This window comes from Geodermatophilus sp. SYSU D00867, assembly GCF_054050315.1.
In genome coordinates this window covers 159,469-184,348 of the sequence record NZ_JBJGZC010000004.1, presented here as the reverse complement: position 1 = coordinate 184,348, position 24,880 = coordinate 159,469, and the positions used below count along the sequence as shown (strand labels likewise).

Sequence of the window (24,880 nt, the reverse complement as noted above, 5' to 3'; positions counted from 1 at the left end):
ACGCGGCGTCAGCGCACCCCGTCCCGGTCCCCGACACCTGCGTCCGGGAGGTCTCCCCATGTCCCTGGTGACGGTGCTCGCGACCGGCGGCACGATCGCGACCCGCGCCGACGCGAGCGGGGTGTCGACGGCGCAGGACGGCGGGGCCGACCTCGTCGCCCGGCTGGCCGGGGACCTCGGCGTCCGCCTGAGGGTCCGGGACGTGCTGCGGGTCGGTAGCTACCTGATGACGCTCGAGCGCGTGCACGCCGTCGCGTCCGCGGTGGCCGGCGAGCTGGCCGACCCGGAGGTCGACGGGGTCGTCGTCACGCACGGCACGGACACCACCGAGGAGACCGCCTTCCTCCTCGACCTCGTCCACGGCGATCCCCGGCCGGTCGTGCTCACCGGCGCCCAGCGGCCGGCGGACGCCCCCGACAGCGACGGGCCGCGCAACCTCGCCGACGCGGCCACCGTCGCCGCGAGCCCGGCCGCCCGGGACCAGGGCGTCCTGATCGCCTTCGGCGGGCACGTGTTCCCGGCACGGGGCACGCGCAAGGGCCACACGCTGGCGGCCGACACCTTCACCGCGCCGGACGCGGGTCCGCTGGGCTGGGTCCGGGACGGCGCCCTCCTCCTCGAGCGCTCGGCCCGCCGCTCCGCTCCCCTCGACCTCGCCCGCGTCGACCTGTCCGGTGTCCGCGTCGACGTCGTCGCCTGCCACCCCGACGCCGACGCCACCGCGCTGCACGCGTTCGCGGCGGCCGGCGCCCGCGGGATCGTCCTGGAGGCGACGGGCGCCGGCAACGCCAACCCCGTCGTCTGCCGGGCCGTCCGGGAGCTCACCGACGCCGGCGTCGTCGTCGTCACCTCGACGCGGGTGGCGGCCGGCCCGGTCGCCGCCCTCTACGGGAACGGTGGCGGCACCGACCTGCTCGCCGCCGGCGCCCTCCCCGCCGGCCTGCTGCGGCCCTCCCAGGCGCGGGTGCTGCTGGCCGTCCTGCTGGGGCTGGACCGGGACCCGGATGCCGTCCGCGCCGGGTGGCGGGCCCGGACCGCCGGCTGACCGGCACCGGCCGGCAGGAACGACCCCGGCTGCAGGTCGCGGTCCGGGGAACCCGAGAGGAGAGGTGCATGCCCAAGGAGATCCTCTGCGCCTTCGGCGTCGACGTCGACGCGGTGGGCGGCTGGCTGGGGTCCTACGGCGGAGAGGACTCGCCGGACGACATCTCGCGCGGCATCTTCGCCGGAGAGGTCGGCGTCCCTCGCATGCTCGAGCTCTTCCGTCGCAACGGGATGCCGAGCACGTGGTTCTGGCCGGGCCACTCCATCGAGACGTTCCCGGAGCAGTTCGACGCCTGCGTGGCGGCCGGGCACGAGATCGGCGTCCACGGCTACAGCCACGAGAACCCCATCGCCATGAGCCGCGAGCAGGAGTCCGCGGTGCTCGACCGCTGCATCGAGCTGATCGAGGAGCGCGCCGGCCGCCGTCCCACCGGCTACGTCGCCCCGTGGTGGGAGTTCTCCCCCGTCACCAACGAGCTGCTGCTCGAGCGCGGCATCAAGTACGACCACTCGCTCATGCACCGGGACTTCGAGCCCTACTACGTCCGGGTCGGCGACAGCTGGACGAAGATCGACTACTCCCGGCCGGCCGACACCTGGATGAAGCCGCTGGTCCGGGGCCGGGAGACCGACCTGATCGAGATTCCGGCGAACTGGTACCTCGACGACCTGCCGCCGATGATGTTCATCAAGGCCAGCCCCAACAGCCACGGCTTCGTCAGCCCCCGCCACCTCGGCGAGATGTGGCAGGACCAGTTCGACTGGGTCCACCGGGAGATGGACTACGCGGTGGTCACCTTCACCGTGCACCCCGACGTGTCCGGCCGGCCGCAGGTGCTCCTCATGCTCGAGCGGCTCATCGAGCACGTCAACGCCCACGAGGGCGTCCGCTGGACGACCTTCGACCAGATCGCCGACGACTTCGCGGCGCGCCGTCCCCGCCGGGACTGACGGCCGGCTCCCCCCAGCTGCCGCCGGCGGGCGCCGAGCGCCCGCCGGCCGAACGGAGGTCCCCAGGTGTGCGGTGCATGCGGCCCCGGCCCGGCCGAGGACTGGGCCTCCCCCGTCCTCGGCTCCCCCGCGGCGCGGTCGGCGGCGGCCGCGGTGGTCGGGGCCGCCGCTCCCCGCGGCGTCCGCGTGCGGGCGGTGCCCGGCGGGTGGACGGTCGCCCGTCCCACCGGCGGGACCACCGTGGCCGGCACGCTCACCCGGCTGGTCGAGGCCGCCGCGGCCGATCCGGGCGCCGAGGTCGACCTGCCGCCCGCGGCCGGTGCCCACGTGCCGGTGGGCGGGCGCCGTCCGGTGACGCTGGTGCACGGCGACGCGGTCCCCGGCGCGGTGGACACCCGCGACGTGGCCTGGCCGCACCGGGTGACCGGGGCCCGCGCACCCGTCGTGCTGACCGCCCGGGAGCGGCCGGAGGAGGTGCTGGACCTGCTCCTGGCCGACCCCCTCCGCCGCTCCGTCCGGGTCGCCGGCCTCGAGAGCGCCACGCTCGCGGGGTGGCGAGGCCCGGCCGCGCGGCTCCCCGGGGTCCCCGCCGCGGTCCCCCGCGACCGGGTGCCCGCGCTCGCCGCCCTGCTCGCCCTGCGGCTGGCCGGTCGCGGACCGCACGAGCGGACCCGCACCCGGGTGGCGGTCGACGGGACGCCCCTGACGCTCGACGCCCTCGGCCGTCGGGTGCTGGCCCTGCACGCGGGCGAGGGGTGACCCGGGCGACCGGCCCGGGCTCCCCCGCCGCCGTCAGATGGGGAACTCCACCCCCTGCGCGAGCGGCAGCTCACCGGAGAAGTTGATCGTGTTGGTGGCCCGGCGCATGTAGCCCTTCCACGCGTCCGAGCCGGACTCGCGGCCGCCGCCGGTGTGCTTCTCCCCGCCGAACGCGCCGCCGATCTCCGCCCCCGAGGTGCCGATGTTGACGTTGGCGATGCCGCAGTCGGAGCCGTCGGCGGCGAGGAAGCGCTCGGCCTCGGCCTGGTCGGAGGTGAAGATGCTCGACGACAGCCCCTGCGGGACGTCGTTGTTGAGCGCCACCGCCTCCTCCAGCGTGCGGTAGGGCAGCACGTAGAGGATCGGCGCGAACGTCTCCTGCCGGACGATGTCGGTCTGCCCGGGCATCCGGACCAGCGCGGGCTCGGCGTAGTAGGCGTCCGGCGCCTCGTCGGCCAGGCGCCGTCCCCCGCCGGCCAGCACCTCCCCGCCCTGCTGGCGGGCGGCCTCGAGCGCGTCCTGCATGGCCTTGAACGCGGCGTCGTGGATCAGCGGCCCGACCAGCGTGCCCGGCTCCAGCGGCGAGCCGATCGGCAGCCGGCGGTAGGCGGCCGCGACCCGCTCGGTGAGGGCGTCGACGACGTCGACGTGCGCGATGAGCCGGCGCATCGTGGTGCAGCGCTGCCCGGCGGTGCCGGCGGCGGAGAAGACGATCCCGCGGGTGGCGAGGTCGAGGTCGGCCGACGGCGTGACGATCGCGGCGTTGTTGCCGCCGAGCTCGAGCAGCGACCGGCCGAAGCGGTCGGCCACCCGCGGCCCCACGAGCCGGCCCATCCGCGTCGACCCGGTCGCCGACAGCAGCGCCACCCCGGGCGACTCGACCAGCGCCTCGCCGACGTCGGCGCCGCCGAGCACGACCTGGCTCAGCCCCTCCGGCGCGCCGGTCTCCGCGATCGCCCGGTCCAGCAGGGCGGCGGAGGCGAGCGCGGACAGCGGCGCGAGCTCCGAGGGCTTCCAGACGACGGGGTCGCCGCAGACCAGTGCGAGCGCGGTGTTCCACGACCAGACGGCGACGGGGAAGTTGAACGCGCTGATGACGCCGACGACGCCGAGCGGGTGCCAGGTCTCCATGAGCCGGTGGCCGGGGCGCTCGGAGCTGATCGTGCGGCCGTAGAGCTGCCGCGAGAGGCCGACGGCGAACTCGCAGATGTCGATCATCTCCTGGACCTCACCGGCCGCCTCGGAGGTGATCTTCCCGACCTCGACGCTGACCAGCGTGGCGAGGTCGGCCTTGTGCTCGCGCAGCAGCTCGCCGAACCGGCGGACCAGCGCGCCGCGCACCGGCGCCGGGACCGTCCGCCAGGTGCGGAACGCCTCGTCCGCGCGCTCGACGGCGGTCGCGACGTCGGCGGCGGTGTCCCGGCGCAGCGAGGCGACCCGCTGCCCGTTCACCGGGGAGGTCACCGGGAAGTCGCCCGCGATCGCATCGAGGTCGACGCCGCAGCGGCCCGCGGCGTCGGCCGCCAGGCGCGCGAGGTCCTCGGCGGTGGGCAGGGTGGTCACAGGGCACTCCTCAGGGTGGGTGTGGTCGCCATCGTGCAGTCTCCCGCCGGCGGCCCCGTCCAGAGGCTCGCCGCGAGCTTGCGAGCGGTGAGGGGGACGGGGTCCTTCATCGAGCGGTGGGGGCAGAGGGGTCCTCACACGATGTTCAGTTCCGGGCGGACGCCGGCGCCGGCGAACCGGCGGACGTCCAGCCCGGAGACGTCGACGAACGGCTGCGCGCCGACGTACAGGTCACGCACCACCTCCCCGACCGCCGGTCCCATGAGGAACCCGTGGCCGGAGAAGCCGGTGGCGTACAGGAACCCCTCGACGTCGGCGGCGCGGCCGATGAGGGCGTTGTGGTCCGGCGTCATCTCGTACAGGCCCGCCCACCCGCCGGCGACGCCGACGCCGGCCAGCGCGGGCGCCCGCCGCTCGATCGCCGCGCCCAGCCGGGGCAACCAGGCGTCGGAGCGGGTGAGCCGGAAGCCGGGGGTCTCGTCGGGATCGGACATGCCCAGGAGCAGGCCCTCGCCCTCCCGGTGGAAGTAGAACGAGGTGCCGAAGTCGATGGTGAACGGCGTGTGCGGGTCCAGGCCGGGCACCGGCTCGGTGACCAGGATCTGCCGGCGCAGCGGGCTCACCGGCAGGTCGACGCCGGCCCACGCGCCGACCTGCGCCGACCACGGGCCGGCCGCGCAGACCACGGCCCCGGTCCCGATCGCGCCCGCCGCGGTCTCGACGGCGGCGACGCGCCCGTCGCGGACGTCGATGCCGGTCGCCGGGCAGTGCGGCAGCACGGTGACCCCAGCCCGCCGCGCGGCGGAGGCGTAGCCGAGCACGACCGACTCGGGCGTGCAGTGCCCGTCGGTGGGCGACCACGCGGCGGCCAGCAGCCCGTCCGGGTCGACCATCGGGGACAGCCGCACCGCCTCGGCGACGTCGACCATCCGGCTGGGCACACCGAGGTCGTTCTGCAGCGCCACCGCCGCCTCGAAGTCCGCGACGGCCGCGGCGTCGTCGAGGAGGAACAGGTAGCCGACCGGGGCGAAGTCGATCTCCTGCCCGAAGCGGGCCGGGAAGTCGCGGAAGGTCTCCAGGCTGCGGGCGCCGAGGGCGACGTTCACCGGATCGGAGAACATCGCCCGGACTCCCCCGGCGGCCCGGCACGTCGAGCCCGACCCGAGGGCGTCCCGCTCGAGCAGGACGACGTCCTGGACCCCGGCCAGGGCGAGCTCGTACGCCGTGGCCAGCCCGACGACCCCGCCGCCGATGACGACGACCGAGGCCGAGCGGGGCAGCTGCCGGGTCATGGGACCTCCTGCTCAGGACGGGACGGAGCCCCATCCTGGGCCCTGGCGGCCCCCCGCACCACGACCCGGCCGCCGCGGAGCCCGATCAGGCGGGCCGGACCCCGAACGTCTCGGCCAGCCGCTGGATCTTGCGCGCCCGGCCGAGCCGGGGCAGGTCGCTGCCGTCGCGGATGACTTGGCCGCGGGCCTCGAAGTCGGCGAGGAAGTCCAGCGCCCACGCGACGTCCGACGGCGCGGGGCTGATCACCTCGTTGATCACCGGTGCCTGCTCGGGGTCCAGGCACAGCTTGCCGGTGAGGCCGAGGGTCACGGTGACCGCCGACTGCTCGCGCAGCACCGGGTGGCTGGTGCTCACCGTGGGGCCGTCGATCGGGCCGGGCAGGCCGCCGATCCGGCTGGCCACGACCAGCCGGGAACGCGGGTAGGCCATCGCCAGCTCGTCGGCGCTGGTGCCGGTGTCGCGGCGGTAGTCGCCGCTGCCGAAGGCGAGCCGGAAGGCGCCGCGGGCGCGGGCGATGGTCACCGCCTCCTCGATGCCCAGCGCCGACTCCACCAGCGCGAGCACCGGCGTCGAGCCGCCCAGCCGGTCGAAGGTCTCGGTGACGTGCTCGCCGGCCTCGGTCTTGGCCAGCATCACGCCGGCGAGCCCGGGCAGGCCGGCCAGGGCGGCGACGTCGTCCTCCCAGAACGGCGTCGAGTGGTCGTTGATCCGCACCCAGGTCGACCGGTCGCCGTCCCGCAGCCAGTCCACGACGCCGGCGCGGGCCTCGTCCTTGCGGGCCGGGTCGACGGCGTCCTCGATGTCGAGCACCACCTGGTCCGCGCGCGAGGCGTACCGCTCCGCGAACAGTTCCGGGCGGGCGCCGTTGACGAGGAGCCACGAGCGCGCGTCCGCCGGGCCGACCCTCCTGCGTGTCGTCATGACGTCATCCTCGCCCGGCGCGCGCGGAGACCCGGGAGCGACTCCCGCCCAGCGGGATGCTGTGAGCGACCCCACGCCGACCGGATCGGGCGGTCACCCGACCGAATCGGTCGGTCGGCCGTAGCTTGGGACCGTGGCCCGCCCGTTCCGGCAGCAGATCGACGAGGGGATCCTCGACCGCGCCGCCGCCCTCTTCGCCCGGCGTGGCTACGCCAAGACGTCGGTCCAGGACGTCGCCGACGCCGTGGGCCTGTCCAAGGCCGGGCTGCTGCACCACTACCCCAGCAAGGACGCGTTGCACGAGGCCGTGCTCGCGCAGGCGGAGACGCTCGGCAAGCGGGTGCTCGACCAGGTGGCACACCTGCCGCTGGGCCCGGCGCGGGACCGCCGCGCCGTCGAGGTGCTCGTCGACGTCGCCCTGGCCCACCCCGGCGTCGTCGCGCTGCTCCTGGCGCCGGCCACGCAGGGCGAGCCCGGCGCCGAGGGGGCCCTCACCGAGGGGGCCGGCGCGATGGCGCTGGCCGCCTTCGGCGTCGACCCGGAGACCGCCGAGCCCGAGCGGTGCGTCCGGGTCGTCGGTGCCCTCGGCGCGCTCGCCGTCCTCACCCTGGCCGCCCGCCAGGCGGACCTGACCCCGGCGTGGCGGCCGTACGTCGTCGCGACCTGCTTCGACGCGCTCGGCCACCGCCGTCCGCGCGCGACCCCTTCCCACCCCACCCAGGCGGAGGCCTGATCGTCCATGGCAGTCCTGTTGTCCCGTCTCGGGACCTCCTCCGCGCGGCACCGGTTCGCCGTCCTCGCCGTGTGGCTGCTGGTCCTCGTGGCCGGCGGCGTCGGCGCGGTCACCCTCTCCGGGCCGACGTCGACCAGCTTCTCCATCCCCGGCCAGGAGTCCACGACCGCGCTGGAGCGGATCGGCGAGGAGTTCGGCGCGGGGGCCGGCGGCGTGTCCGCGCGGGTCGTCGTCGCCGCGCCCGAGGGCGCCACGCTGACCACGCCGGAGAACGCCGCCGCGGTCACCGGGCTGGCCGGCACGCTGGGGCAGCTGCCCGGCGTCGTGTCCGCGACCGATCCCCTGGACCCGGCCGCGCCGTCGGTCAACCCGCAGCAGACGGTCGGCTACAGCACCGTCACGTACGACGCCGAGGCCGGTGGGGTCACCCCCGAGGAGCAGGACGCGCTGCGCGACGCCGTCGCCGACGCCCGCGACACCGGGCTGACCGTCGAGGTCACCGGCCAGGCGCTGGAGGAGGTGCCGGCCGTCGGCGGCCCGGCCGAGGTCCTCGGCGTCGTCGTCGCGCTGGTCGTCCTGGCCGTCACCTACGGCGCGCTCGCCGTGGCCGGCATGAACCTGCTGACGGCGCTCGTCGGCGTGGGCGTCGGCGTCCTGGGCATCACCATCGCCACCGGCTTCGTCGACCTGTCCTCGACCACGCCGATCCTCGCCGCGATGCTCGGCCTGGCCGTCGGCATCGACTACACGCTGTTCATCGTCACCCGGCACCGGCAGGAGCTGCTGCGGGGCGCCGACGTCCACCGGTCCATCGGGCTGGCCGTCGGCACCGCCGGCTCCGCGGTGGTCACCGCCGGGCTCACCGTCGTCATCGCGCTGGCCGGGCTGTTCGTCGCCGGCATCCCGTTCCTGACCCAGATGGGTCTGGCCGCGGCCGCGACGATCGTCGTCGCCGTGCTGGTGGCGCTCACGCTGGTGCCGGCGGTGCTCGCCCTGCTCGGGCACCGGGTGCTGCCGCGCAGGAGCCGCGCCGCGGCGACCGCCGGGACCGCCGTGCCGGCCCGCGGGCGGGGCTTCCTCGGCGGCTGGGTCGGCACCGTCACCCGGTTCCGCACGGCCTCGCTGCTGCTCGCGATCGTGGGCCTCGGCGTGATCGCGATCCCGGTCGCGTCCATGCAGACCACGCTCATCCAGACGCCGGCCGAGGGGACCTCCGCCGCCCGCGCCGACGCGCTGCTGGCCGAGGGCTTCGGCGAGGGCTTCAACGGCCCGATCACCGTCCTGTTCGAGGGCGACCGCGCCGCGGAGGCCGCCGGGCAGGCCGCGGGCGCGGTCAGCGGCCTCGACGACGTCGCGCTGGTCGCGCCGCCGGTGCCCAACGCCGACGACACCGCCGCGCTGCTCACCGTGGTCCCCGGGTCGGGCCCGACCACGCAGGCCACCGAGCAGCTCGTCGCCGACCTGCGCGCACAGCTGGCCGACCTCGACGGCGTCGACGCCCACGTCACCGGCGCGACGGCGGTCAGCGTCGACGTCGCGCAGAGCCTGGACGAGGCGCTGCCGAAGTACCTGCTGCTCGTCGTCGGGCTGGCGCTGGTGCTGCTCGTGCTGGTCTTCCGGTCGCTGCTGGTGCCGCTGGTCGGCGTCCTGGGCTTCCTGCTGACCATCGGCGCCTCGCTCGGCGCGACGGTGGCGGTGTTCCAGTGGGGCTGGCTGGCCGACGTGGTCAACCTGGACACCACCGGCCCGCTGCTGAGCCTCACGCCGATCCTGGTCATCGGCATCCTGTTCGGCCTGGCGATGGACTACCAGGTGTTCCTGGTGTCGCGGATGCACGAGGCGCACAGCCACGGCACCCCGCCGCTGGAGGCGATCCGCACCGGGTTCCGGCAGGCCGCGCCGGTCGTCGTCGCCGCGGCGCTGATCATGTTCAGCGTGTTCGCCGGGTTCGTCCCGGCCGGCGAGGCGACGATCAAGTCGATCGCCTTCGCGCTGGCCATCGGGATCCTGGTCGACGCGTTCGTCGTCCGGATGGTGCTGGTGCCCGCCGCACTGGCGCTGCTCGGGAAGGCCGCCTGGTGGCTGCCCCGCTGGCTGCGCTGGCTGCCGGTGCTCGACGTCGAGGGCGCCGCGCTGGAGCGGCACCCCGAACCCGCGCGCGAGCCGGCGCTGGCCGGCGACCCGCGCTGATCCACGACGTCCACGGCCCGTCTCCCCTCCCGGGGAGGCGGGCCGTGCGGTGTCATGGCGGGGTGGTGGACACGAGCCCGGTGAACCGTCCCGACGTCCTGCGGTACGTCGCGTTCAGCGACGACCCGTCCGGCGGCAACCCCGCCGGGGTCGTGCTGGACGCGACCGGCCTGACCGACGACGAGATGCTGGCGATCGCCGCCGACGTCGGGTTCTCCGAGACGGCGTTCCTGCTCCCCCACGCCGACGGCCTGGACGCCCGGTACTTCAGCCCGCTCGCCGAGGTGAGCTTCTGCGGCCACGCCACGATCGCCACCGCCGTCGCGCACGCCGAGCGCGCCGGCGCGGGGACGCTGCACCTGCGCACCGCGGCCGGCGAGGTGCCGGTGCGGACCGGGCGCGGCGCCGACGGCGCCTGGACGGCGACGCTCACCAGCGTCCCGCCGCGGACCGCGCCGCTGACCGACGGCGACCTGCGCGACCTGCTGGCGCTGCTGCGGCTGACCCCGGGCGACCTCGACCCCGCGCTGCCGCCGCGGGTGGCCTACGCCGGCGCGTGGCACCCGGTGCTGGCCCTCGCCTCCCGCGAGCGGCTGGCCGTCCTCGACTACGACGTGCCCGGGCTCGGCCGGCTGATGGCCGACCGCGGCTGGACGACGGTCGCGCTGGTGTGGCGCCAGGACGCGACCACCTTCTCCGCGCGCAACCCGTTCCCGCCCGGCGGCGTCGTCGAGGACCCGGCCACCGGCGCGGCCGCGGCGGCGCTCGGCGGGTACCTCCGGGAGGGCGGGCACGTGGCGGTGCCCGCCCGGCTCACCGTGCTGCAGGGCGCGGACATGGGGCGGCCGAGCACGCTGTCGGTGCACGTGCCGGCCGGGAGCGGCGGCATCGAGGTCAGCGGCACCGCCGTCCCGATCCCGGGGTGACCCGCGTCAGGCCCGGCCGTCCTCCTGGTCGATGCACAGGACGTTGCCCTCGCTGTCCTTGAACCAGGCGGCGCGGCCCATGCCGGGGATCGAGGCGATCTCCCCGCTCCACTCGACGCCGGGCATGTCCTCGTACGTCTCGAAGGCGACCCCGCGGGACTTGAGCTCCTTCACCTGGGCCTCGACGTCGTCGACGTGGAACTGGGCGATGGTGTGGCCGGCCTGCCCGGCGTAGTCGGTCCGGTAGACGCCGAAGCGGGTCCCCCCGGCGGTCTCGTACTCCAGGACCTCACCCATGAGCTCGCGCACCGGGGTGAGGCCCAGCTTGTCGGCGTAGAAGGCGCGCGCCCGGTCGATGTCGCTCGCCGGGATGTTCGCCGCGACGCGGCTGTCGTCCAGCATGACCGGCTCCCGAGGGGTGGGACGGGTCCCCCGTGCTGACGTCCGCGGACGCTAGACCCGGCCGGCACCGGGGGGCAACGGAGACCGGGCCGTCACCCTCCCGCGCCGCCTCAGACCAGGCCGTGCGCGTGGACGGCCTCGGCCACCTGCAGGAAGCCGGCCACGTTCGCGCCGAGGACCAGGTCGCCCGGGGAGCCGTACTCCTCGGCGGTGGCGTGGCACCGCTCGTGGATGCCGCGCATGATCTCCTCCAGCCGGGCCTCGGTGTGCTCGAAGGTCCAGCGGTCTCGCGAGGCGTTCTGCTGCATCTCCAGCGCGGAGGTGGCCACTCCCCCGGCGTTGGCGGCCTTGCCGGGCGCGAACGCGACCCCGGCCTCGCGGAACACCCGGACCGCGTCGGGCGTGGCCGGCATGTTGGCCCCCTCGACGACGTAGCGGCAGCCGCTGCGGGCGAGGACGGCGGCGGCGTCGCCGTCGAGCTCGTTCTGCGTCGCGCTGGGGATCGCGACGTCGCAGGGCACGTCCCAGACGCTGCCGCCGGCCACGAACGACGCCGAGCCGACCCGCTCGGCGTACTCGCCGATCCGGGCCCGCTCGACCTCCTTGACCTGCTTGAGGACCTCGAGGTCGATGCCCTTCTCGTCGACGACGTAGCCGCTGGAGTCCGAGCAGGCGACGACGGTGCCGCCGAGCTGGTGCACCTTCTCGATCGCGTAGACGGCGACGTTGCCCGACCCGCTGACGGTGACGCGCCGGCCGTCGAACGACTCCCCGGCCGTCTCCATCATCGCCTCGGCGAAGAAGGCCGCCCCGTAGCCGGTGGCCTCGGTGCGGACCAGCGCGCCGCCCCAGCCCAGGCCCTTGCCGGTGATGACCCCGGACTCGTAGCGGTTGGTTATCCGCTTGTACTGGCCGAACAGGTAGCCGATCTCCCGGGAGCCCACGCCGATGTCCCCGGCGGGCACGTCGGTGTACTCGCCGAGGTGCCGGTAGAGCTCCGTCATGAACGACTGGCAGAAGCGCATGACCTCGGCGTCCGACCGGCCCTTGGGGTCGAAGTCCGAGCCGCCCTTGCCGCCGCCGATGGGCATGCCGGTGAGCGCGTTCTTGAACACCTGCTCGAAGCCCAGGAACTTGACGATCCCGAGGTTGACCGACGGGTGGAAGCGCAGCCCGCCCTTGTAGGGACCCAGGGCCGAGTTGAACTCGACGCGGAACCCCCGGTTGATCTGGACCTCGCCCGAGTCGTCCTGCCAGGGCACCCGGAAGATGACCTGCCGCTCGGGCTCGCAGATGCGCTCGACGGTCTTCATCTCGGTGTACTCGCCGTGCCGGCTGAGCACCACGGCGAGCGACTCGAGCACCTCGCGGACCGCCTGGTGGAACTCCGGCTCCGCGGGGTTGCGGCGCAGCACCTCCTCGTGGATGCGCTCGACCACCGGCGGGAGGCTGTCGGCCACGGGGATCCCTCCACTCCTCGGCCGGACCCGTTCCGGATCCGCGGTGCGGTCATGATGCCCGGTCCGGGTCCGGGTCCGCCTCGCACGTACCCACCTCGCCGGGCGGTACCCGGGACCTACCCGGCGGCCTCCAGCGCGGCGGCGAGGTCGGCCCACAGGTCCTCGACGTGCTCGATCCCGACGCTGAGGCGCACCAGCCCGGCCGGCACGTGCTCCTGCCCGGGCAGCTTCGCCCGCCGCTCGACGGTGGACTCCACCCCGCCGAGGCTGGTGGCGGACGCGACGACCCGCACGTGCGCGCACACCGCGTCCGCGGTGGTGGCGTCGGCCACCTCGAAGGCGAGCACCGGGCCCGGCCCGCGCATCTGCCGGGCGGCGAGGGCGGCGTGCGGGTCGCCGGGCAGGCCCGGGTAGCGCACCCGCTCCACCGCGGGGTGGGCGGCCAGCCGGCGGGCGAGCTCGCCCGCGGACTCCTGCGCCTGGCGCAGCCGGACGGCGAGGGTGCGGGCACCGCGCAGCGCGAGGAACGCCTCCAGCGCGCCCGGCGTGGCCCCGGCGACCTCGCGCCGGCGGGCCAGCCGCGCCCGGTCCTCCGGGCGGCGGCACACCACCGCGCCGAGCAGCAGGTCGGAGTGCCCGCCGATCGCCTTGGTCGCGCTGTGGACGGCGAAGTCGGCGCCGAGCCGCAGCGGGTTCTGCAGCAGCGGGGTGGCGAAGGTGTTGTCCACGGCGACGAGCGCCCCGCTCGCGGCGGCGACCGCGGCGACGTCGACGACCTGGAGCAGCGGGTTGCTCGGCGTCTCCAGCCAGACGAGGTCCGCGTCGCCGGCCGCGGCGGCGAGCGCGCCGGCGTCGGCCGCGTCGACCGTGCGCACCGCCCAGCGCCCGCCGGCCGCCGCGCCGTCCGCGAGCAGCGCGCGCAGGCCGGTGTAGCTGTCCCGCGGCACCACCACCCGCGCCCCCACCGGCAGCAGCTCGAGGACCGCGGCGATCGCCGCCATCCCGGAGGAGAAGGCCACCGCGGAGCCGCCCTCGAGGTCGCCGATCAGCTCCTCGAACGCCTCCCAGCCGGGCGTGCCGTCGTCGCGGGAGTACTCCCGCCCCGCCGTCCCGGCCGGGGCGGCGCGGAAGTTCGACGCCGGCACGATCGGGACGTTGAGCGGCTGCCCCGGCGCCCCGCTCCCCCGGCCCAGGACCGCCAGCCGGGTCTCCGCCCGCAGCTCCACGGACACCGCCTCCTCTGATGCAGTATGTTGCACTATCGAGAGCAGCGTACGAGGAGTGAGCGGGTATGACGCAAGCGCCCGGGGTCAACGAGCTGATCGGGCAGCGTGTCCGGCAGCACCGCACCGCCCGCGGCTGGACCCTCGACGAGCTGGCCGACCGCTCCGGCGTCAGCCGCCGGATGGTGATCACCATCGAGCACGGCGAGGGCAACCCGAGCATCGCCACCCTGCTGCGGATCAGCGACGCCCTCGGCGTCGGCCTGCCCGTGCTGGTCGACGTCGAGCGCCCCCGCGCGCTGACCGTCACCGCGGCCGGGCAGGCACCGGTGCTGTGGCGCGGCGCGCGCGGCGGGCGGGCGCTGCTGGTCGCCGGCACCGAGCCGCCCGACGTCGTCGAGCTGTGGGACTGGACCCTGCACCCGGGCGAGGAGCACACCAGCGAGCCGCACAGCGCCGGCACCCGCGAGCTGCTGCTGGTGCTCGACGGCGGGGTCGACCTCCGCGTCGGGGACCGCACCGAGCGGCTGGGGAGCGGGGACTCCGCGGCCTTCGCCGGCGACGTCCCCCACGGCTACGCCGCCCCCGCCGACGCGACCGGCCCCGCCCGCTTCACCCTGACCGTGTTCCAGCCCGACGTCACCGGAGGACGCAGATGACCGACCCGCAGGAGTGGCTGGCCGCTGCCGCCGTCGACGACGCCGTGCTCGCCCTGCGCCCGGACTACCGGGCGCTGCTGCTGACCGCCGACGGGCTGCAGGGCGGCCCCAGCGACGCGGTGAGCGAGCGCGTCCTCGCCGCCGCCGAGGCCACCGCGCGGGAGCGGCTGGACGGGCGCAGGCCCGAGGAGCTGCCGCACCCGGCCGCCTGGCGCGAGGCGTACCGGGCCTTCGGCGCCAAGCCGCAGCGCACCCGACCCAGCGTCGAGGCGCTGCTGCGCCGCCTCAACGCCGACGGTCTGCCCCGGGTCGACCGGATCACCGACGTCTACAACGCCGTCTCCGTCGCCCACCTGCTGCCGCTCGGCGGGGAGGACCGCACCGCCTACGCCGGCCCGCCGCGGCTGGTGCGCGCCGACGGCAGCGAGCCGTTCGACACCACCGCGGGCGGGGAGACGGTGGTCGAGCACCCGGAGCCGGGCGAGGTCGTGTGGCGCGACGACGCCGGGGTCACCTGCCGCCGCTGGAACTGGCGGCAGGGCGTGCGCACCCGGATCACGACCGGCACCACCAGCGCGCTGTTCATCCTGGACGTCCTGGACCCGATGACCGACGACGACGCGCACGCCGCGGCCGACGCGCTCACCGACGCCCTGCTCGCGCTGGGCCCCGGCGCCGTCGTCCACCGGCGGCTGCTCGGCGCTCAGGCGTCGACGGGGGCGTAGAGCCCGGCCGAGGCGCTCGCGCCGCTGACGACCAGGTCCGCCACCACGCGGGAGGCGACCCACGCCTGCACGTGGCCGGTGCCGTTGTAGCCACCCAGCGCGAGCACCCGCCCGCCGGTGCCGGGCACCGGCCCGCACCGGGGCAGGGGGTCCGCGGCGAAGCCCACGACGCCGGCCCACCGGTGCGTCACCGGCGCGCCGACCCGGAGCTCCTCGCGCAGCCACCGGTCCAGCCGCGCCTGCACCGGCCCGGAGACCTCGGCGCGGTCGGTCCAGCTGGCGTCCCCGTCGAGGTCGGAGAAGCCGCCGAGGGCGATCCGGCCGTCCGCGGTCTGGTGCACGTACTCGTGGCCGTAGCGGGCGTACACGGGGAACGGGAGGACCGTCTCCCCGAGCGGTGCGGTGGCGAGCATGTTGAGCCGCCGCGGGCGCACGGCCGCCGCCGTGGGCACCAGCGCCGCGAGGTCGCCGTCGACGGCCACGACCGCCCGGTCGCAGCGCACCGTCCCGGCCGCCGTCCGCACGACGACGCCGTCCCCGTCGGCGGCCGGCGGCGCGACCACCGCCGAGCGCTCGAAGACCCGCGCGCCGCGCGCCTCCAGGGCGGCGGCCAGCGCCCGCAGCCAGCGGACCGGGTGCACCGACCCGTCGTGCGGGAAGAGCAGCCCGGCGCGCTCCGGCCGGGCGAGCGGGCCGGGGAGGTCGTCGCCCGCCACGACCTGCCCGGGGAAGCCGTCCTCGGCGAGCGCCGCGGCGTTGGCCCGGACGTCGTCGGCCTCGGCCGCGTCGACGGCGAGCCGGAGCAGCCCGTCGACGCGGAAGTGCGCGCGGGCGCCGACGGCCTCGGCCACCTCGAGCACCTCCCGCTGGGCGGCCAGCGTCGCCGCGTGGACGGCGACCGCCCGCTCGCGCCCCCAGAGCTCACGGGTCTCGTGGTACATCGGCGCGGCGCCGGCGATGAAGAAGCCGCCGTTGCGGCCGCTGGCGCCCGACGCCACCTCGTGCCGGTCGAGCACGACCACCGAGAGGCCGGCGTCGAGCAGCCGCCGGGCGGTCGCCAGCCCGCCGACGCCCGCGCCGACCACGCACACGTCCGCCCGCGCCTCCCCCTGCAGCGGGGACCGCGGGCGGTACGGCTCGTCCTGCCACAGCGGCACCGGGGCGCTGGTCACGGGTGTCCTCCTCCGGGGGTGACGGTGCCGCGACTCTGCCGGACCGGGTGCGGGGAGTGCCACGCCCCCGGCGAGCCGACGACGGCGAGGGGGTCCCGCGGCTCCGCGGTCAGCCCTTGAGCAGGCGCATCGTCTGGTGGGAGACGGCGCGGGCGACGGCCGGGAGGCCGATCAACTTGTTCATCTGGAACGCCTCGAACGCCTCGGCGTCGGCGACGGCGACGAGGAGGAAGTAGTCGGGGACACCGAACAGCCGCCGCACCTCGACCACCTCCTCGAAGGCCAGGACGGCGTCCTCGAACTCCTCGACGGTGCGCCGGTCGTTGGCCCGGATCTCCACCGCGACGACGACCTGGAAGGCCCGTCCGGCCGCCCGCGGGTCGACCACCGCCCGGTACCCGGTGATGACCCCCTCGGCCTCGAGCCGCTTGACCCGGCGCAGGCACGGCGGCGGGGCGAGGCCGACCTCCTCCCGGCCGCTGCCGCAGTCCCCGCCGGGTCGGCGCGCCGAGGTCCGTGCCGGGGTCCGCCTGGCGGCACCGGTGGCGCTGGGGATGATCCCGCTCGGCGTCGCGTTCGGCCTGCTCGTGCTCCACTCCGGCCTGGCGTGGTGGTGGGCGACGGTCTTCAGCGCCGTCGTCTTCGCCGGGTCGCTGGAGTTCCTGCTGGTCGGGATGGTGGCCGCGGCGGCGCCCCTGGCGCAGGTGGCGGTGACGGCGGCCGTGGTCAACTGCCGGCACGTGTTCTACGCGCTGTCCTTCCCGCTGCACCGGTTGCGCGGACCGGTCGCCCGCACCTACGGCACGTCCGCGCTCACCGACGAGGCCCACGCGTTCACCACCGGCCCCGACGCGCAGCGGTGGTCGAGCACCCGGATCGTCAGCCTGCAGGTCGTCCTGCACGCCTCCTGGGTCACCGGCGCGACCCTCGGCGGCCTGCTCGGCGACGTCCTGCCGCTGGACTCCCTGCACGGCCTGGACTTCGCGCTGTCCGCCCTGTTCACCGTGCTGGCCGTCGACGCCTACCGGGCGCAGCCGGACCTGCGCACCGCGGTGGTGGCGCTGGCCTGCGCCCTGGGCGCAATGGTCCTGCTGCCCGGGCAGGCGCTGCCGGCCGCCTACGCCGGCTTCACCGCACTGCTGCTCCTGCGCCACGGCGCCGGCCGCCGGCGCGCGCGCCGCCCGACCGGCCGCCGACCCGGGAGCGGGGCCCGCCGTGCCTGAGCCCGGCTACGTCGCCGTCGTCGTCGGCCTGTCCGCCGCGGTGACCTGGACGCTGCGCGCCGCACCGTTCGCCGTGCTGGCACCCGTGCACGACAGCGCCGTCGTCGCCACCCTGCGCCGGCACGTGCCGCTGGGCGTCCTGTGCATCCTCGCCGCCCCCACGCTGCGGGACGTCCCGACCGGCTCGGTGGTCGCCGCGCTGCCGTTCGTCGTCGCCGTCGCGGTCACCGTCGGGCTGCACCTGTGGCGGGGGCACGTGCTGCTCAGCATCGCCGTCGGCACCGCCGTGCACGTCACCCTCGCCACCCTGCTCGCCGGCGCCTGAGGCCGTCCGCCGCAGCCCCCGCCGGCCGGTCCGGCGCCCGCCGTCCTGCCGACCCGGTCGGACGCCCCCCGGGGCACGGCCGGGCCCCGACCGTCGACGGGCACCGCCGCCCCGTCCGGACACCCGTCGGCGACGTCCCGGCGACGCGTTGACCATAAAAACGACAGCGCTATAGGTTCACTGTCCCACCCAGCGCTCGCCCGGAGGTCACCCATGCCCACCGCCCGCCGTTCCGCCCGCGCGGCCGTGCTCGCCGCCGTCCTGGTCCCGACCGTCTGCGCCTCCTCAGCCGCGGTGGCGGCACCGGGCAACAGGCCGGGGGACCAGCCGACCGGCCCCGTCCGCGAGGTCGTGTCGTTCGGGGACAGCTGGTCGGACGCCGGCACGTTCGGCTACGTCTTCGGGACGACGCCGGGTGAGGCCTGGCCGCAGCTGCTCGCCGCCGAGTACGGGGCCGACCAGGAGGTCAACCGCCTCGTGACGCAGGGCGAGGACGGCGCGGTCCTCTCCGAGGAGACCGTCGGCGGCCTGAACTACGCCGAGGGCGGGGCCTTCGTCGCGCCGATCACCGACGACCCGGACGGCACGCCCCGCCCCATGACCGCCCAGCTGGAGGCGTTCCTGGACGAGCACGGCTCCTTCGACAGCCACCAGCTCGTCACCGTCTGGGCGGGCGGCAACGACATCCTCACCCACCTGGCCGGTGACGAGGAACAGGCCGCACGCTTCGTCGTCGGGGACCTCACCGGCGAGGAGATCGAGCAGGCGACCGACGAGGTCGTGGCGGTGGCCCGGCGCGAGGCGGACCTGGTCGCGGACGTCCTGGCCGCCGGGGCCAAGCGGGTGGCGGTGCTCAACATGATCGACCTCGGGATCACCGCCGAGGGGCCCGGCATCCAGGCGGGGGGCAACGCACTGGCCGGGGCGCTCACCACCACCTTCAACCTGGCGCTGGCCGACGCGCTCCCCGAGGACCGCCGGGTCCGGCTGGTGGACGTGGCCGGCCTGTTCGCCGACGTCGAGGCCTCCCCCGCCGAGTACGGCTTCGAGGTCGTGGACGGCGACGCGTGCACGAACGCCGGGTTCTCCTGCGGGCCGGACGCCTGGGTCACCCCGGACGCGGACCGGACGTACGCCTTCGCCGGCTACGGCCACTTCACGGCCGCCACCCGGGAGCTCATCGCCGGCTTCGTGCACGACGAGGCGGCCGCCGCCTGGCACGTCTGAGCACCCCCGGGGAGGCCCGGCCCCATCCGGGCGCCGGGCCTCCCTGCCTGCGGGAACCGAAGGAAGCGGTCGCGTCCTCGTGTCCCGAGACGGCCGTACAGGACGCCCCGAGCTCGGACACCCGCTCGAGCACGAGGGAAGGTCCCGCGATCGAGGTCGCGGGCCCTTCCCTCGTTCTGGGAGAGCCTCGCTCGACCCGCGGACGCGATGGCTGCCACCCCGGTCGCTGACGGGCACGGGGGGTCCGACCGGCCCGGGACGGGCCGGACGTGCGGTCCGGTCAGTGCTGCAGCCGACCCCTGAGCGGTGCCCGGGCCCATGGTTCTCGGACCCCCGCTGGGTCAGGACTGCGCGCGCAGTCGGGCAGGCGAGCGCCTCAGCCGATCCGTGACACGTGGACGGGTGGGAGCCGGTGCCGCCAGGGAGCCGCTCGCTCCAGATCCGCCGCCAACTGCAGCACGGTGTCGTCGCGCCCATGGGGAGCAGCGAGGTGGATGCCGATCGGCAGGCCCTCCACCGAGACCTCGAGCGGGATGGAGATCGCCGGTTGCCCCGAGCAGTTGAAGACCATGGTCGTCACCTCCAGCTGCCCGACGGGGCTGCCGTAGTACCACTCCGCCGGGACGTCGAGATCCGGGTCGTAGGTGCCGAGTGGTGGGGGCAGTACGGGCAGGGTCGAGCTGACGTAGGCGTCGAATCCGGCCATGAAGCGGTTCATCCGCCGGCGGACGTCGTCGAGGACGTCGAGCGCCCGCCCGAGACGCAACGGCGTGAGCCGTCTTCCGTGCTCCGCCCAGGCGAGGGTCAGGCCCTCGAGATGCTCGTCGTCCGCCGGCCGACCGCTGGCCAGCGCGGCCTCGTCTACTGCGATGGCCGTCTCGAGACCCCAGACGGCGAGGGTGGCCTCGACATAGCTCTCATACGGCAGCTCCGGACGGCACTCGACCATCTCGTGACCGAGGGCCGCGCACAGCTCGACCGCGCGTTCCACACCGGCCCGCACCTCCGGGTCGGTGGGGCGGCCGTCCATGCGCTCGAGCGTGTACCCGATGCGCAACGGCTCCGACGGTCGTTCCAGGCAACCGGCGTAACCGGCCTCGGGTGTGGGGAGGCCGTGGGTGACGTCCGGGTCCGGGCCGGCCAGGACGTCGAGCATGCGTGCGGAATCACGCACGGACCTGGTCAGGACGAACTCGTAGACCAGGTCACCGACGGGTCGTCGCCACGGCGCGGACGACACCCGGCCGCGACTGGGCTTCATACCCACGACTCCGCAGCAGGCGGCGGGCATGCGGATGGATCCGCCGCCGTCGTTGCCGTGGGCCACGGGGACGATCCCCGCGGCGACGGCGGCCGCGGCCCCACCGCTGGATCCCCCGGCGATGCGGCTGCCGTCCCACGGGTTGCGGGTGATCCCGTACGCGCGGGTCTCGACCGTCGCCATGATCGCGAACTCGGAGGCGGTGGTCCGCCCCACGCTGGTGACGCCCGCGGCACGGAGCCGCCGCATGAGCTCGCTGTCCTCCGCGGCCATCACGCCCTCGAGCAGTGCACTGCCGCAGGTGGCCGACCGCCCGCGCTCGTGGAAGCCGACGTCCTTCATCATGATCGGCACCCCGGCGAACGGGAGCCCGGCGTCGACCTCGGTCACCTGCTCCAGCCGGTCGGTGTAGAACTCCGCGACCGCACCGACGGTGCCGGCAGTCCCGTTCGCCGCTCGGTGCGCCGTCTCGACCAGTTCGCCCGCTGACACCGATCCGGCGCGAACGGCCTCGGCGAGTCCGGTGCCGTCGAGTGCGGCGTAGGCAGCGAGATCCATCAGGCCGACTCCTGCACGGGGAGGGTGGTGGGCAGCGCTTCCCCGCGCTCCTCCCGCGTCGACGCACGGACGGCGTAGATGCCACCGACGAGCGCGAGGCCGGCGCCTACCACCGGAGTCCACGTGAACGGCGCGACCGGTGGCGCCGGCACGAAGTAGGTGACGAGCGCCAGCCCCATGACCGTGACGCAGAGGATCGGCGCGACGTAGGTGAAGAGGAGCCCCTTGCCGTGGCGCCGTCCGTACACGAAGCCGGCGACTCCCACCATGAGGTACGCGAGGATCTCACCGAAGACCCCGGCGAGCGACAGCCAGGTGAACGAGTTGAAGGCACCCGCGGCCGATCCACCCTGCCACGCGAAGAAGAACACGACGGCGACGGCGACGGCGACGGCGACCACCGCGGTCGCGACGTGCGGGGTGCGATGGGTCGGGTGGCTGCGCGCCAGGGACCGAGGCAGCAGGCCCTTCTGAGCCCAGCTGTAGAGCAACCGCACCGTGCTGTTGGCGTTGGCGATCGCGACCGAGAAACCCGACAGGGCGACCATGGCGAGGAGGAACTGCCCGTAGCCGGGGAAGAGGTAGATGTCCGAGAGCTCGAGGAGGACGCCGCTGACCTTGGTGCCCCACTCCTCGCCCACTCGCTCGGTCCCGTAGCCGCTGACGACTGCCAGGGCGGTCAGGATGAAGAAGCCGCTGGCGATCCCGCCGGAGATGAGGACGGCTCTGGGCACCGTGCGGGTCGGTGCCTCGGCCTCCTCTGCGAGGTAGACCGAGCCCTCGAGGCCGCCGAAGGTGTAAACGGCCAGGCCGAGCGCAGCGAACAGCGCTGTGGCACCGATCCCACCCAGGTTCCACGGCAGGAGCGAACCCCAGGCGATGCCCTCGAGGCCACCCTGCAACAGGATCGCCAGGTCGAACACCAGCAGGGCTGTCAGACCGAGGAAGGTCATGGCCAGCAGGAGCGTGACCGAGACCGTGACGCCGCGGAAGACGACGAAGAGCCCGACCGTCGTCAGGACGACCGCCCACCAGATCCACTGACCGCTCAACGCCGTCATGCCGGGGGTCACGGCGGCGAAGAAAGCCTGGGTCAGGAAGGCCGCGGCGATGAAGAGCGACGGCACGATGAGCACCAGGCCGTACACCATGAACCAGCCGGTCACCGCGCCCGCCCGCCGCCCCAGCCCCTCGGTCGCGATGGTGTAGAGACCACCCGCATCGCCCACGACGGCGGAGAACTTCGCCACGAGGTAGAGGAAGCCGGCGATCCCGATCGCGGCGATGAGCAGGGCGGCGGGGGTCGCTCCCCCGGCGAACAGTGCGACGGACGCGACCACGACGACCGCGGACAGCTGCGGCTCGTCAGCCCCCAGTGACTGTGCGATCAAGCCTGGCGTGCGCACGGAGTTGGCCCTCAGGCCCGTCGGTTCGTGCTTCGTGCTCATGGGTTCTCAATCCGTAGTGAGGAGGCGGCGGATGACCCGCCGTCGAGTGGTGGAGGTCACGCGGCCTGGACGCGGCTGTAATACCTACAGTGCTGTCGGTTTTGTTGGCAAGGGTGCGACTCGGCGAGTTGTCACACCCGCGCCTCGACCAGCCCCGCGCCGAACGCCGGAGGTCACCGTCGCTTCCCAGGAGCAGGGATCCCGTGGCTGCCGCTCCGGTCCCGTCCCACTCATGACGTCCGCGACGACACCAGCGATGGTCGTGCCCCCGCCCGACCCTCCGGTGACGAGCGGGACCCGCAGCCGGCGACCGCCGCGCTTCCCGTGACGCGTCGGGGACTCCAGGCCAGGGACGACTCTGGAGCAGCGAGACCGATGACTCCGGCGGTCAGAGACGGACGACGGCCCAGCCGAACTGCGCGATCCCGGCGCGCGCCGCGACCGGGCCCACCTCCGTGGCGGCCAACCTCGAGCCGGTCTCCAGCTGCGGGTGGATCGCGGTGATGACCCGGTCCTCCTCGTCGAGCAGGGCGGTGGCCCCCGCCGCCACGAGCAGTCGCTCGACGGCGTCGAGGAAGGCGCGGACGTCGAGGTCGGCGGCCACCACGCCCAGCGTCTCGCCGCCCACGGTGAGCGGCACGGCCGCGGTCATCGTGACGTCGTCGGTGCCCCAGCTGTCGACGTACGGGGAGAGCAGCGTGGGCGCCCCGCTGGCGTAGGGCACGCGGAACCAGCGGGCCCGGGGGACGTCGTAGAAGGAGTCGGACCTGGGGTTGAGGACGTGTTGCTTGACGCGGACCTCGCCGTCCCGGATGACCCACCAGGCCATCGAGGGCACCCCGGCCCCCGACTCGGTCGGCGGGCGGACCGCCAGGCCGGCCCCGGTGACCAGCGCCCGGTTCCGGAGCATCGCGCCCACGTCGGGCTCGAGGGCGTCCCAGGCCCGCGGTTCACCGAAGACCGGGTGCCGGGTGAGGTCGAGCCGCCGGGCGGCCGTCTCCCCGAGCCCGGTCAGGTCGCCGAAGACCGGGGCGGTCAGCTCGACGACACCGGCGGCGGCGTCCCGCAGCGCACCGTCGGCGGACGCCGGCGCCGTGCCGGCCATCAGACGGCCCACCCGCGGGTCCGCAGCTCCGCGACCCGCCCGGCCACGTGGTCGACCGCCCGGACCACGCACCCGCGGGCCACGTCGGGCTCCGCGTCGCGGACCGCGCGGACGGTGGCCTCGAACAACTGCGACACGGTCGACCTCACACCTGTGTCCACGTACGCGAGGGTCAGCAACGGCGCGTACTCCACCTGCAGACCGATCATGCTCGTGCTCAGCCGCACCGACTGCGCCGCCGCCGCCAGCTCGATGAGGAAGCGGCTGTCGGCCCGGCGTGCCTCCACCTCGTCGCCGGCGGTGGACAGCCGATCGCTGCCCCGCTCGAGCAGGGCGACGTTCTCGGCGGAGGCCCGGCGGGCGGCGAGCGCCGCGGACTCCGCCGCGACGGCGCGCCGCCAGTCGGCCAGGTCGCGCAGGTCCAGACCGGACAGCGGTCGGGCCTGCTCCGCCGCCGCACGGAGCTGGTCCGGCCGCCCGGCGGTGACGACGGTGCCGCCCCCGCGGCCGCGCTTGGTGGTGACCAGCCCCTGGTCCCGCAGCTGGGTGAGGGCCTCCCGGAGGGTCACCGGGGAGATGTTGAACTGCGCCGCGAGGTCGGCCTCGGCCGGCAGCTGCTCGCCCTCGGCGAGCACCCCGAGGGTGATGGCGGTGCGCAGCCGGACCGCCACGACGTCCGCCCGGCCCTGGTCGGCCAGCGGCGCGAACAGCACCCGCCGCGTCAGCGTCGACAGCAGATCGGTGCGCACGTCACCTCCGGTCCCGTGGCGTCGCGGACGCCGATCCCGGCGGCCACCCTAGTCGGCCCGGCCCGGCCGGGCCGGGCCGGTCGTCGGACGCGGGACTAGACGGCCCGGAAGACACCGTCGTCCTCACGCACCCGTCCCGCCCGCCGCAGGCGTTCGAGGTGCAGTTCGGCCGTCCGGCGCTCGACGGCGGCCACGAAGGGCAGCTGGACGTGGGGGCGGTACACCAGCCGCCGGGCGACGACGTCGGCCACCGTCAGCGGCTCGGCCAGCATCGCGAGGAGCGCCTCGTCGCGGCGGCCGATCACCGCGGCGAACTCGTCGAGCCGGGCGAGGAACTCCGTCCGGCCCTCGACGACCCCGCGCTGGTGCGCGGTGCCGTACCAGCGGGCCTCGACGTCCCGGAGCCGCGCCAGGGAGGCCTCGAAGGCGTCCAGATCGCTGCCGACGTCGCCGTAGTACGGACCGAAGGACGTCAGGTCGATGTCGCCGGTGAAGAGGAAGCCGTCCGGCTCGACGAGGAAGCCGCAGTGGCCCGCGGTGTGCCCGGGGAGGTGGACGACGGTCAGCGACCGGCCGCCGAGGTCGATCACCTCACCGTCCGCGACGGGCCGGACGTCCGCGTGGCCGACGAGGGAGAAGGTGTCGCGCAGGGTCGCGCGGAACTCCGCCGCCTCCGGGCCGGCCATCCCGAAGCCCGAGAGGAGGACCTCCGGGTCCTGGACCGCCGGGGCGTCGGCCGGGTGCGCCAGGGCGGGCACCTCGGGGAAGACGTGCAGCCCGGAGACGTGGTCCTCGTGGCCGTGGCTCACCGCCACCAGGTCGACCGCCCCCGTGGCCCGCCCGCGGCGCGAGACCTCGAGGGAGGGGTCGACGAGGACGGTGGCCTCGGACCCGGAGACCAGCAGCGAGTTGCCACAGGGATAGCGGCCGCCCTCCGGGGAGGCGAGGACGGTCACGCCCCCG

Annotated in this window: 24 protein-coding genes and 1 pseudogene; 11 read left to right on the top strand and 14 right to left on the bottom strand. The window is 75.4% G+C overall.

What is annotated here, in order from left to right:
• Window positions 1-58 precede the first annotated feature (58 nt).
• The 3 genes from ACI8AK_RS05600 (at window position 59) to ACI8AK_RS05590 (ending at window position 2,754) form a co-directional block, all read left to right on the top strand.
• Window positions 59-1,045: an asparaginase gene (locus ACI8AK_RS05600; protein ID WP_387985117.1), complete on the top strand. Its 987-nt coding sequence runs from the start codon at window positions 59-61 to the stop codon at window positions 1,043-1,045.
• A 68-nt stretch (window positions 1,046-1,113) separates the two neighbouring features.
• Complete coding sequence (locus ACI8AK_RS05595) at window positions 1,114-1,995, top strand: polysaccharide deacetylase family protein (RefSeq protein ID WP_387985119.1); 882 nt, start codon at window positions 1,114-1,116, stop codon at window positions 1,993-1,995.
• A gap of 66 nt (window positions 1,996-2,061) precedes the next feature.
• Window positions 2,062-2,754 carry a hypothetical protein gene (locus ACI8AK_RS05590; protein ID WP_387985121.1) on the top strand — a complete coding sequence of 231 codons (693 nt, stop codon included), beginning with the start codon at window positions 2,062-2,064 and terminating at the stop codon, window positions 2,752-2,754.
• Window positions 2,755-2,787: 33 nt separating this feature from the next.
• On the opposite strand, the gene amaB is transcribed toward ACI8AK_RS05590, so the two are convergent.
• From amaB to ACI8AK_RS05575, 3 genes are all read right to left on the bottom strand, one after another.
• Window positions 2,788-4,317 (bottom strand): L-piperidine-6-carboxylate dehydrogenase, encoded by a 1,530-nt coding sequence (gene amaB / locus ACI8AK_RS05585; RefSeq protein WP_387985123.1) that lies wholly within the window; start codon window positions 4,315-4,317, stop codon window positions 2,788-2,790.
• 134 nt (window positions 4,318-4,451) lie between these two features.
• Window positions 4,452-5,609, bottom strand: a complete 1,158-nt coding sequence (locus ACI8AK_RS05580) for an NAD(P)/FAD-dependent oxidoreductase (RefSeq protein ID WP_387985125.1) — start codon at window positions 5,607-5,609, stop codon at window positions 4,452-4,454.
• A gap of 85 nt (window positions 5,610-5,694) precedes the next feature.
• Window positions 5,695-6,531 carry an HpcH/HpaI aldolase/citrate lyase family protein gene (locus ACI8AK_RS05575; protein ID WP_387985127.1) on the bottom strand — a complete coding sequence of 279 codons (837 nt, stop codon included), beginning with the start codon at window positions 6,529-6,531 and terminating at the stop codon, window positions 5,695-5,697.
• 133 nt (window positions 6,532-6,664) lie between these two features.
• Between ACI8AK_RS05575 and ACI8AK_RS05570 the strand changes: the two genes are divergently transcribed.
• From ACI8AK_RS05570 to ACI8AK_RS05560, 3 genes are all read left to right on the top strand, one after another.
• Entirely contained in the window at window positions 6,665-7,264 is a 600-nt protein-coding gene (locus ACI8AK_RS05570; protein WP_387985129.1) for a TetR/AcrR family transcriptional regulator, read from the top strand.
• A 6-nt stretch (window positions 7,265-7,270) separates the two neighbouring features.
• The gene (locus ACI8AK_RS05565; RefSeq protein WP_456955410.1) at window positions 7,271-9,454 is read left to right on the top strand and encodes an MMPL family transporter; all 2,184 of its coding nucleotides are present in this window, start codon (window positions 7,271-7,273) and stop codon (window positions 9,452-9,454) included.
• 62 nt (window positions 9,455-9,516) lie between these two features.
• Window positions 9,517-10,380, top strand: a complete 864-nt coding sequence (locus ACI8AK_RS05560) for a PhzF family phenazine biosynthesis protein (RefSeq protein ID WP_387985133.1) — start codon at window positions 9,517-9,519, stop codon at window positions 10,378-10,380.
• Window positions 10,381-10,386: 6 nt separating this feature from the next.
• On the opposite strand, the gene ACI8AK_RS05555 is transcribed toward ACI8AK_RS05560, so the two are convergent.
• From ACI8AK_RS05555 to ACI8AK_RS05545, 3 genes are all read right to left on the bottom strand, one after another.
• Window positions 10,387-10,782, bottom strand: coding sequence for a VOC family protein (locus tag ACI8AK_RS05555; RefSeq protein ID WP_387985136.1), 396 nt, complete (start codon window positions 10,780-10,782; stop codon window positions 10,387-10,389).
• Between the two features lie 110 nt (window positions 10,783-10,892).
• Window positions 10,893-12,242: an NADP-specific glutamate dehydrogenase gene (gdhA, locus tag ACI8AK_RS05550; RefSeq protein ID WP_387985139.1), complete on the bottom strand. Its 1,350-nt coding sequence runs from the start codon at window positions 12,240-12,242 to the stop codon at window positions 10,893-10,895.
• A 116-nt stretch (window positions 12,243-12,358) separates the two neighbouring features.
• Window positions 12,359-13,468, bottom strand: a complete 1,110-nt coding sequence (locus ACI8AK_RS05545; RefSeq protein ID WP_456901997.1) for a trans-sulfuration enzyme family protein — start codon at window positions 13,466-13,468, stop codon at window positions 12,359-12,361.
• Window positions 13,469-13,533: 65 nt separating this feature from the next.
• Here ACI8AK_RS05545 and ACI8AK_RS05540 point away from each other — a divergent pair, with 65 nt between their 5' ends.
• Both ACI8AK_RS05540 and ACI8AK_RS05535 read left to right on the top strand, forming a co-directional pair.
• The gene (locus tag ACI8AK_RS05540; RefSeq protein ID WP_387985144.1) at window positions 13,534-14,124 is read left to right on the top strand and encodes a helix-turn-helix domain-containing protein; all 591 of its coding nucleotides are present in this window, start codon (window positions 13,534-13,536) and stop codon (window positions 14,122-14,124) included.
• Window positions 14,121-14,849, top strand: coding sequence for a B3/B4 domain-containing protein (locus ACI8AK_RS05535; RefSeq protein WP_387985147.1), 729 nt, complete (start codon window positions 14,121-14,123; stop codon window positions 14,847-14,849). The genes ACI8AK_RS05540 and ACI8AK_RS05535 overlap by 4 nt, the downstream gene beginning before the upstream one ends.
• Here ACI8AK_RS05535 and ACI8AK_RS05530 read toward each other — a convergent pair.
• From ACI8AK_RS05530 to ACI8AK_RS05520, 3 genes and pseudogenes are all read right to left on the bottom strand, one after another.
• On the bottom strand, window positions 14,828-16,021 hold the full coding sequence (locus tag ACI8AK_RS05530; RefSeq protein WP_387985150.1) for an NAD(P)/FAD-dependent oxidoreductase: 1,194 nt from the start codon (window positions 16,019-16,021) through the stop codon (window positions 14,828-14,830). The genes ACI8AK_RS05535 and ACI8AK_RS05530 overlap by 22 nt on opposite strands.
• 109 nt (window positions 16,022-16,130) lie before the next feature.
• Window positions 16,131-16,409, bottom strand: a complete 279-nt coding sequence (locus ACI8AK_RS05525) for an Lrp/AsnC family transcriptional regulator (protein WP_387985857.1) — start codon at window positions 16,407-16,409, stop codon at window positions 16,131-16,133.
• Between the two features lie 21 nt (window positions 16,410-16,430).
• Window positions 16,431-16,577, bottom strand: a pseudogene (locus ACI8AK_RS05520) (winged helix-turn-helix transcriptional regulator); the annotation flags it as partial.
• On the opposite strand from ACI8AK_RS05520, the gene ACI8AK_RS05515 reads away from it, so the two are divergent.
• The 3 genes from ACI8AK_RS05515 to ACI8AK_RS05505 all read left to right on the top strand — a co-directional run bounded on the left by ACI8AK_RS05515 (window position 16,564) and on the right by ACI8AK_RS05505 (window position 18,796).
• Window positions 16,564-17,244 carry an AzlC family ABC transporter permease gene (locus ACI8AK_RS05515; RefSeq protein ID WP_387985153.1) on the top strand — a complete coding sequence of 227 codons (681 nt, stop codon included), beginning with the start codon at window positions 16,564-16,566 and terminating at the stop codon, window positions 17,242-17,244. The pseudogene ACI8AK_RS05520 and the gene ACI8AK_RS05515 overlap by 14 nt on opposite strands.
• Window positions 17,237-17,569, top strand: a complete 333-nt coding sequence (locus ACI8AK_RS05510; protein ID WP_456955408.1) for a branched-chain amino acid transporter permease — start codon at window positions 17,237-17,239, stop codon at window positions 17,567-17,569. Before ACI8AK_RS05515 ends, ACI8AK_RS05510 begins: the two co-directional genes overlap by 8 nt.
• 213 nt (window positions 17,570-17,782) lie before the next feature.
• Window positions 17,783-18,796: an SGNH/GDSL hydrolase family protein gene (locus ACI8AK_RS05505; RefSeq protein ID WP_456955406.1), complete on the top strand. Its 1,014-nt coding sequence runs from the start codon at window positions 17,783-17,785 to the stop codon at window positions 18,794-18,796.
• 376 nt (window positions 18,797-19,172) lie between these two features.
• On the opposite strand, the gene ACI8AK_RS05500 is transcribed toward ACI8AK_RS05505, so the two are convergent.
• The 5 genes from ACI8AK_RS05500 to ACI8AK_RS05480 form a co-directional block, all read right to left on the bottom strand.
• Window positions 19,173-20,615 (bottom strand): amidase, encoded by a 1,443-nt coding sequence (locus ACI8AK_RS05500; protein ID WP_387985160.1) that lies wholly within the window; start codon window positions 20,613-20,615, stop codon window positions 19,173-19,175.
• The gene (locus ACI8AK_RS05495) at window positions 20,615-22,063 is read right to left on the bottom strand and encodes an APC family permease (protein ID WP_387985163.1); all 1,449 of its coding nucleotides are present in this window, start codon (window positions 22,061-22,063) and stop codon (window positions 20,615-20,617) included. The genes ACI8AK_RS05500 and ACI8AK_RS05495 overlap by 1 nt, the downstream gene beginning before the upstream one ends.
• 388 nt (window positions 22,064-22,451) lie before the next feature.
• Window positions 22,452-23,168, bottom strand: coding sequence for a cache domain-containing protein (locus ACI8AK_RS05490; RefSeq protein ID WP_387985166.1), 717 nt, complete (start codon window positions 23,166-23,168; stop codon window positions 22,452-22,454).
• Complete coding sequence (locus tag ACI8AK_RS05485; protein ID WP_387985168.1) at window positions 23,168-23,917, bottom strand: FadR/GntR family transcriptional regulator; 750 nt, start codon at window positions 23,915-23,917, stop codon at window positions 23,168-23,170. Before ACI8AK_RS05485 ends, ACI8AK_RS05490 begins: the two co-directional genes overlap by 1 nt.
• A gap of 95 nt (window positions 23,918-24,012) precedes the next feature.
• Window positions 24,013-24,873: an MBL fold metallo-hydrolase gene (locus tag ACI8AK_RS05480; RefSeq protein ID WP_456955404.1), complete on the bottom strand. Its 861-nt coding sequence runs from the start codon at window positions 24,871-24,873 to the stop codon at window positions 24,013-24,015.
• Window positions 24,874-24,880: the final 7 nt, after the last annotated feature.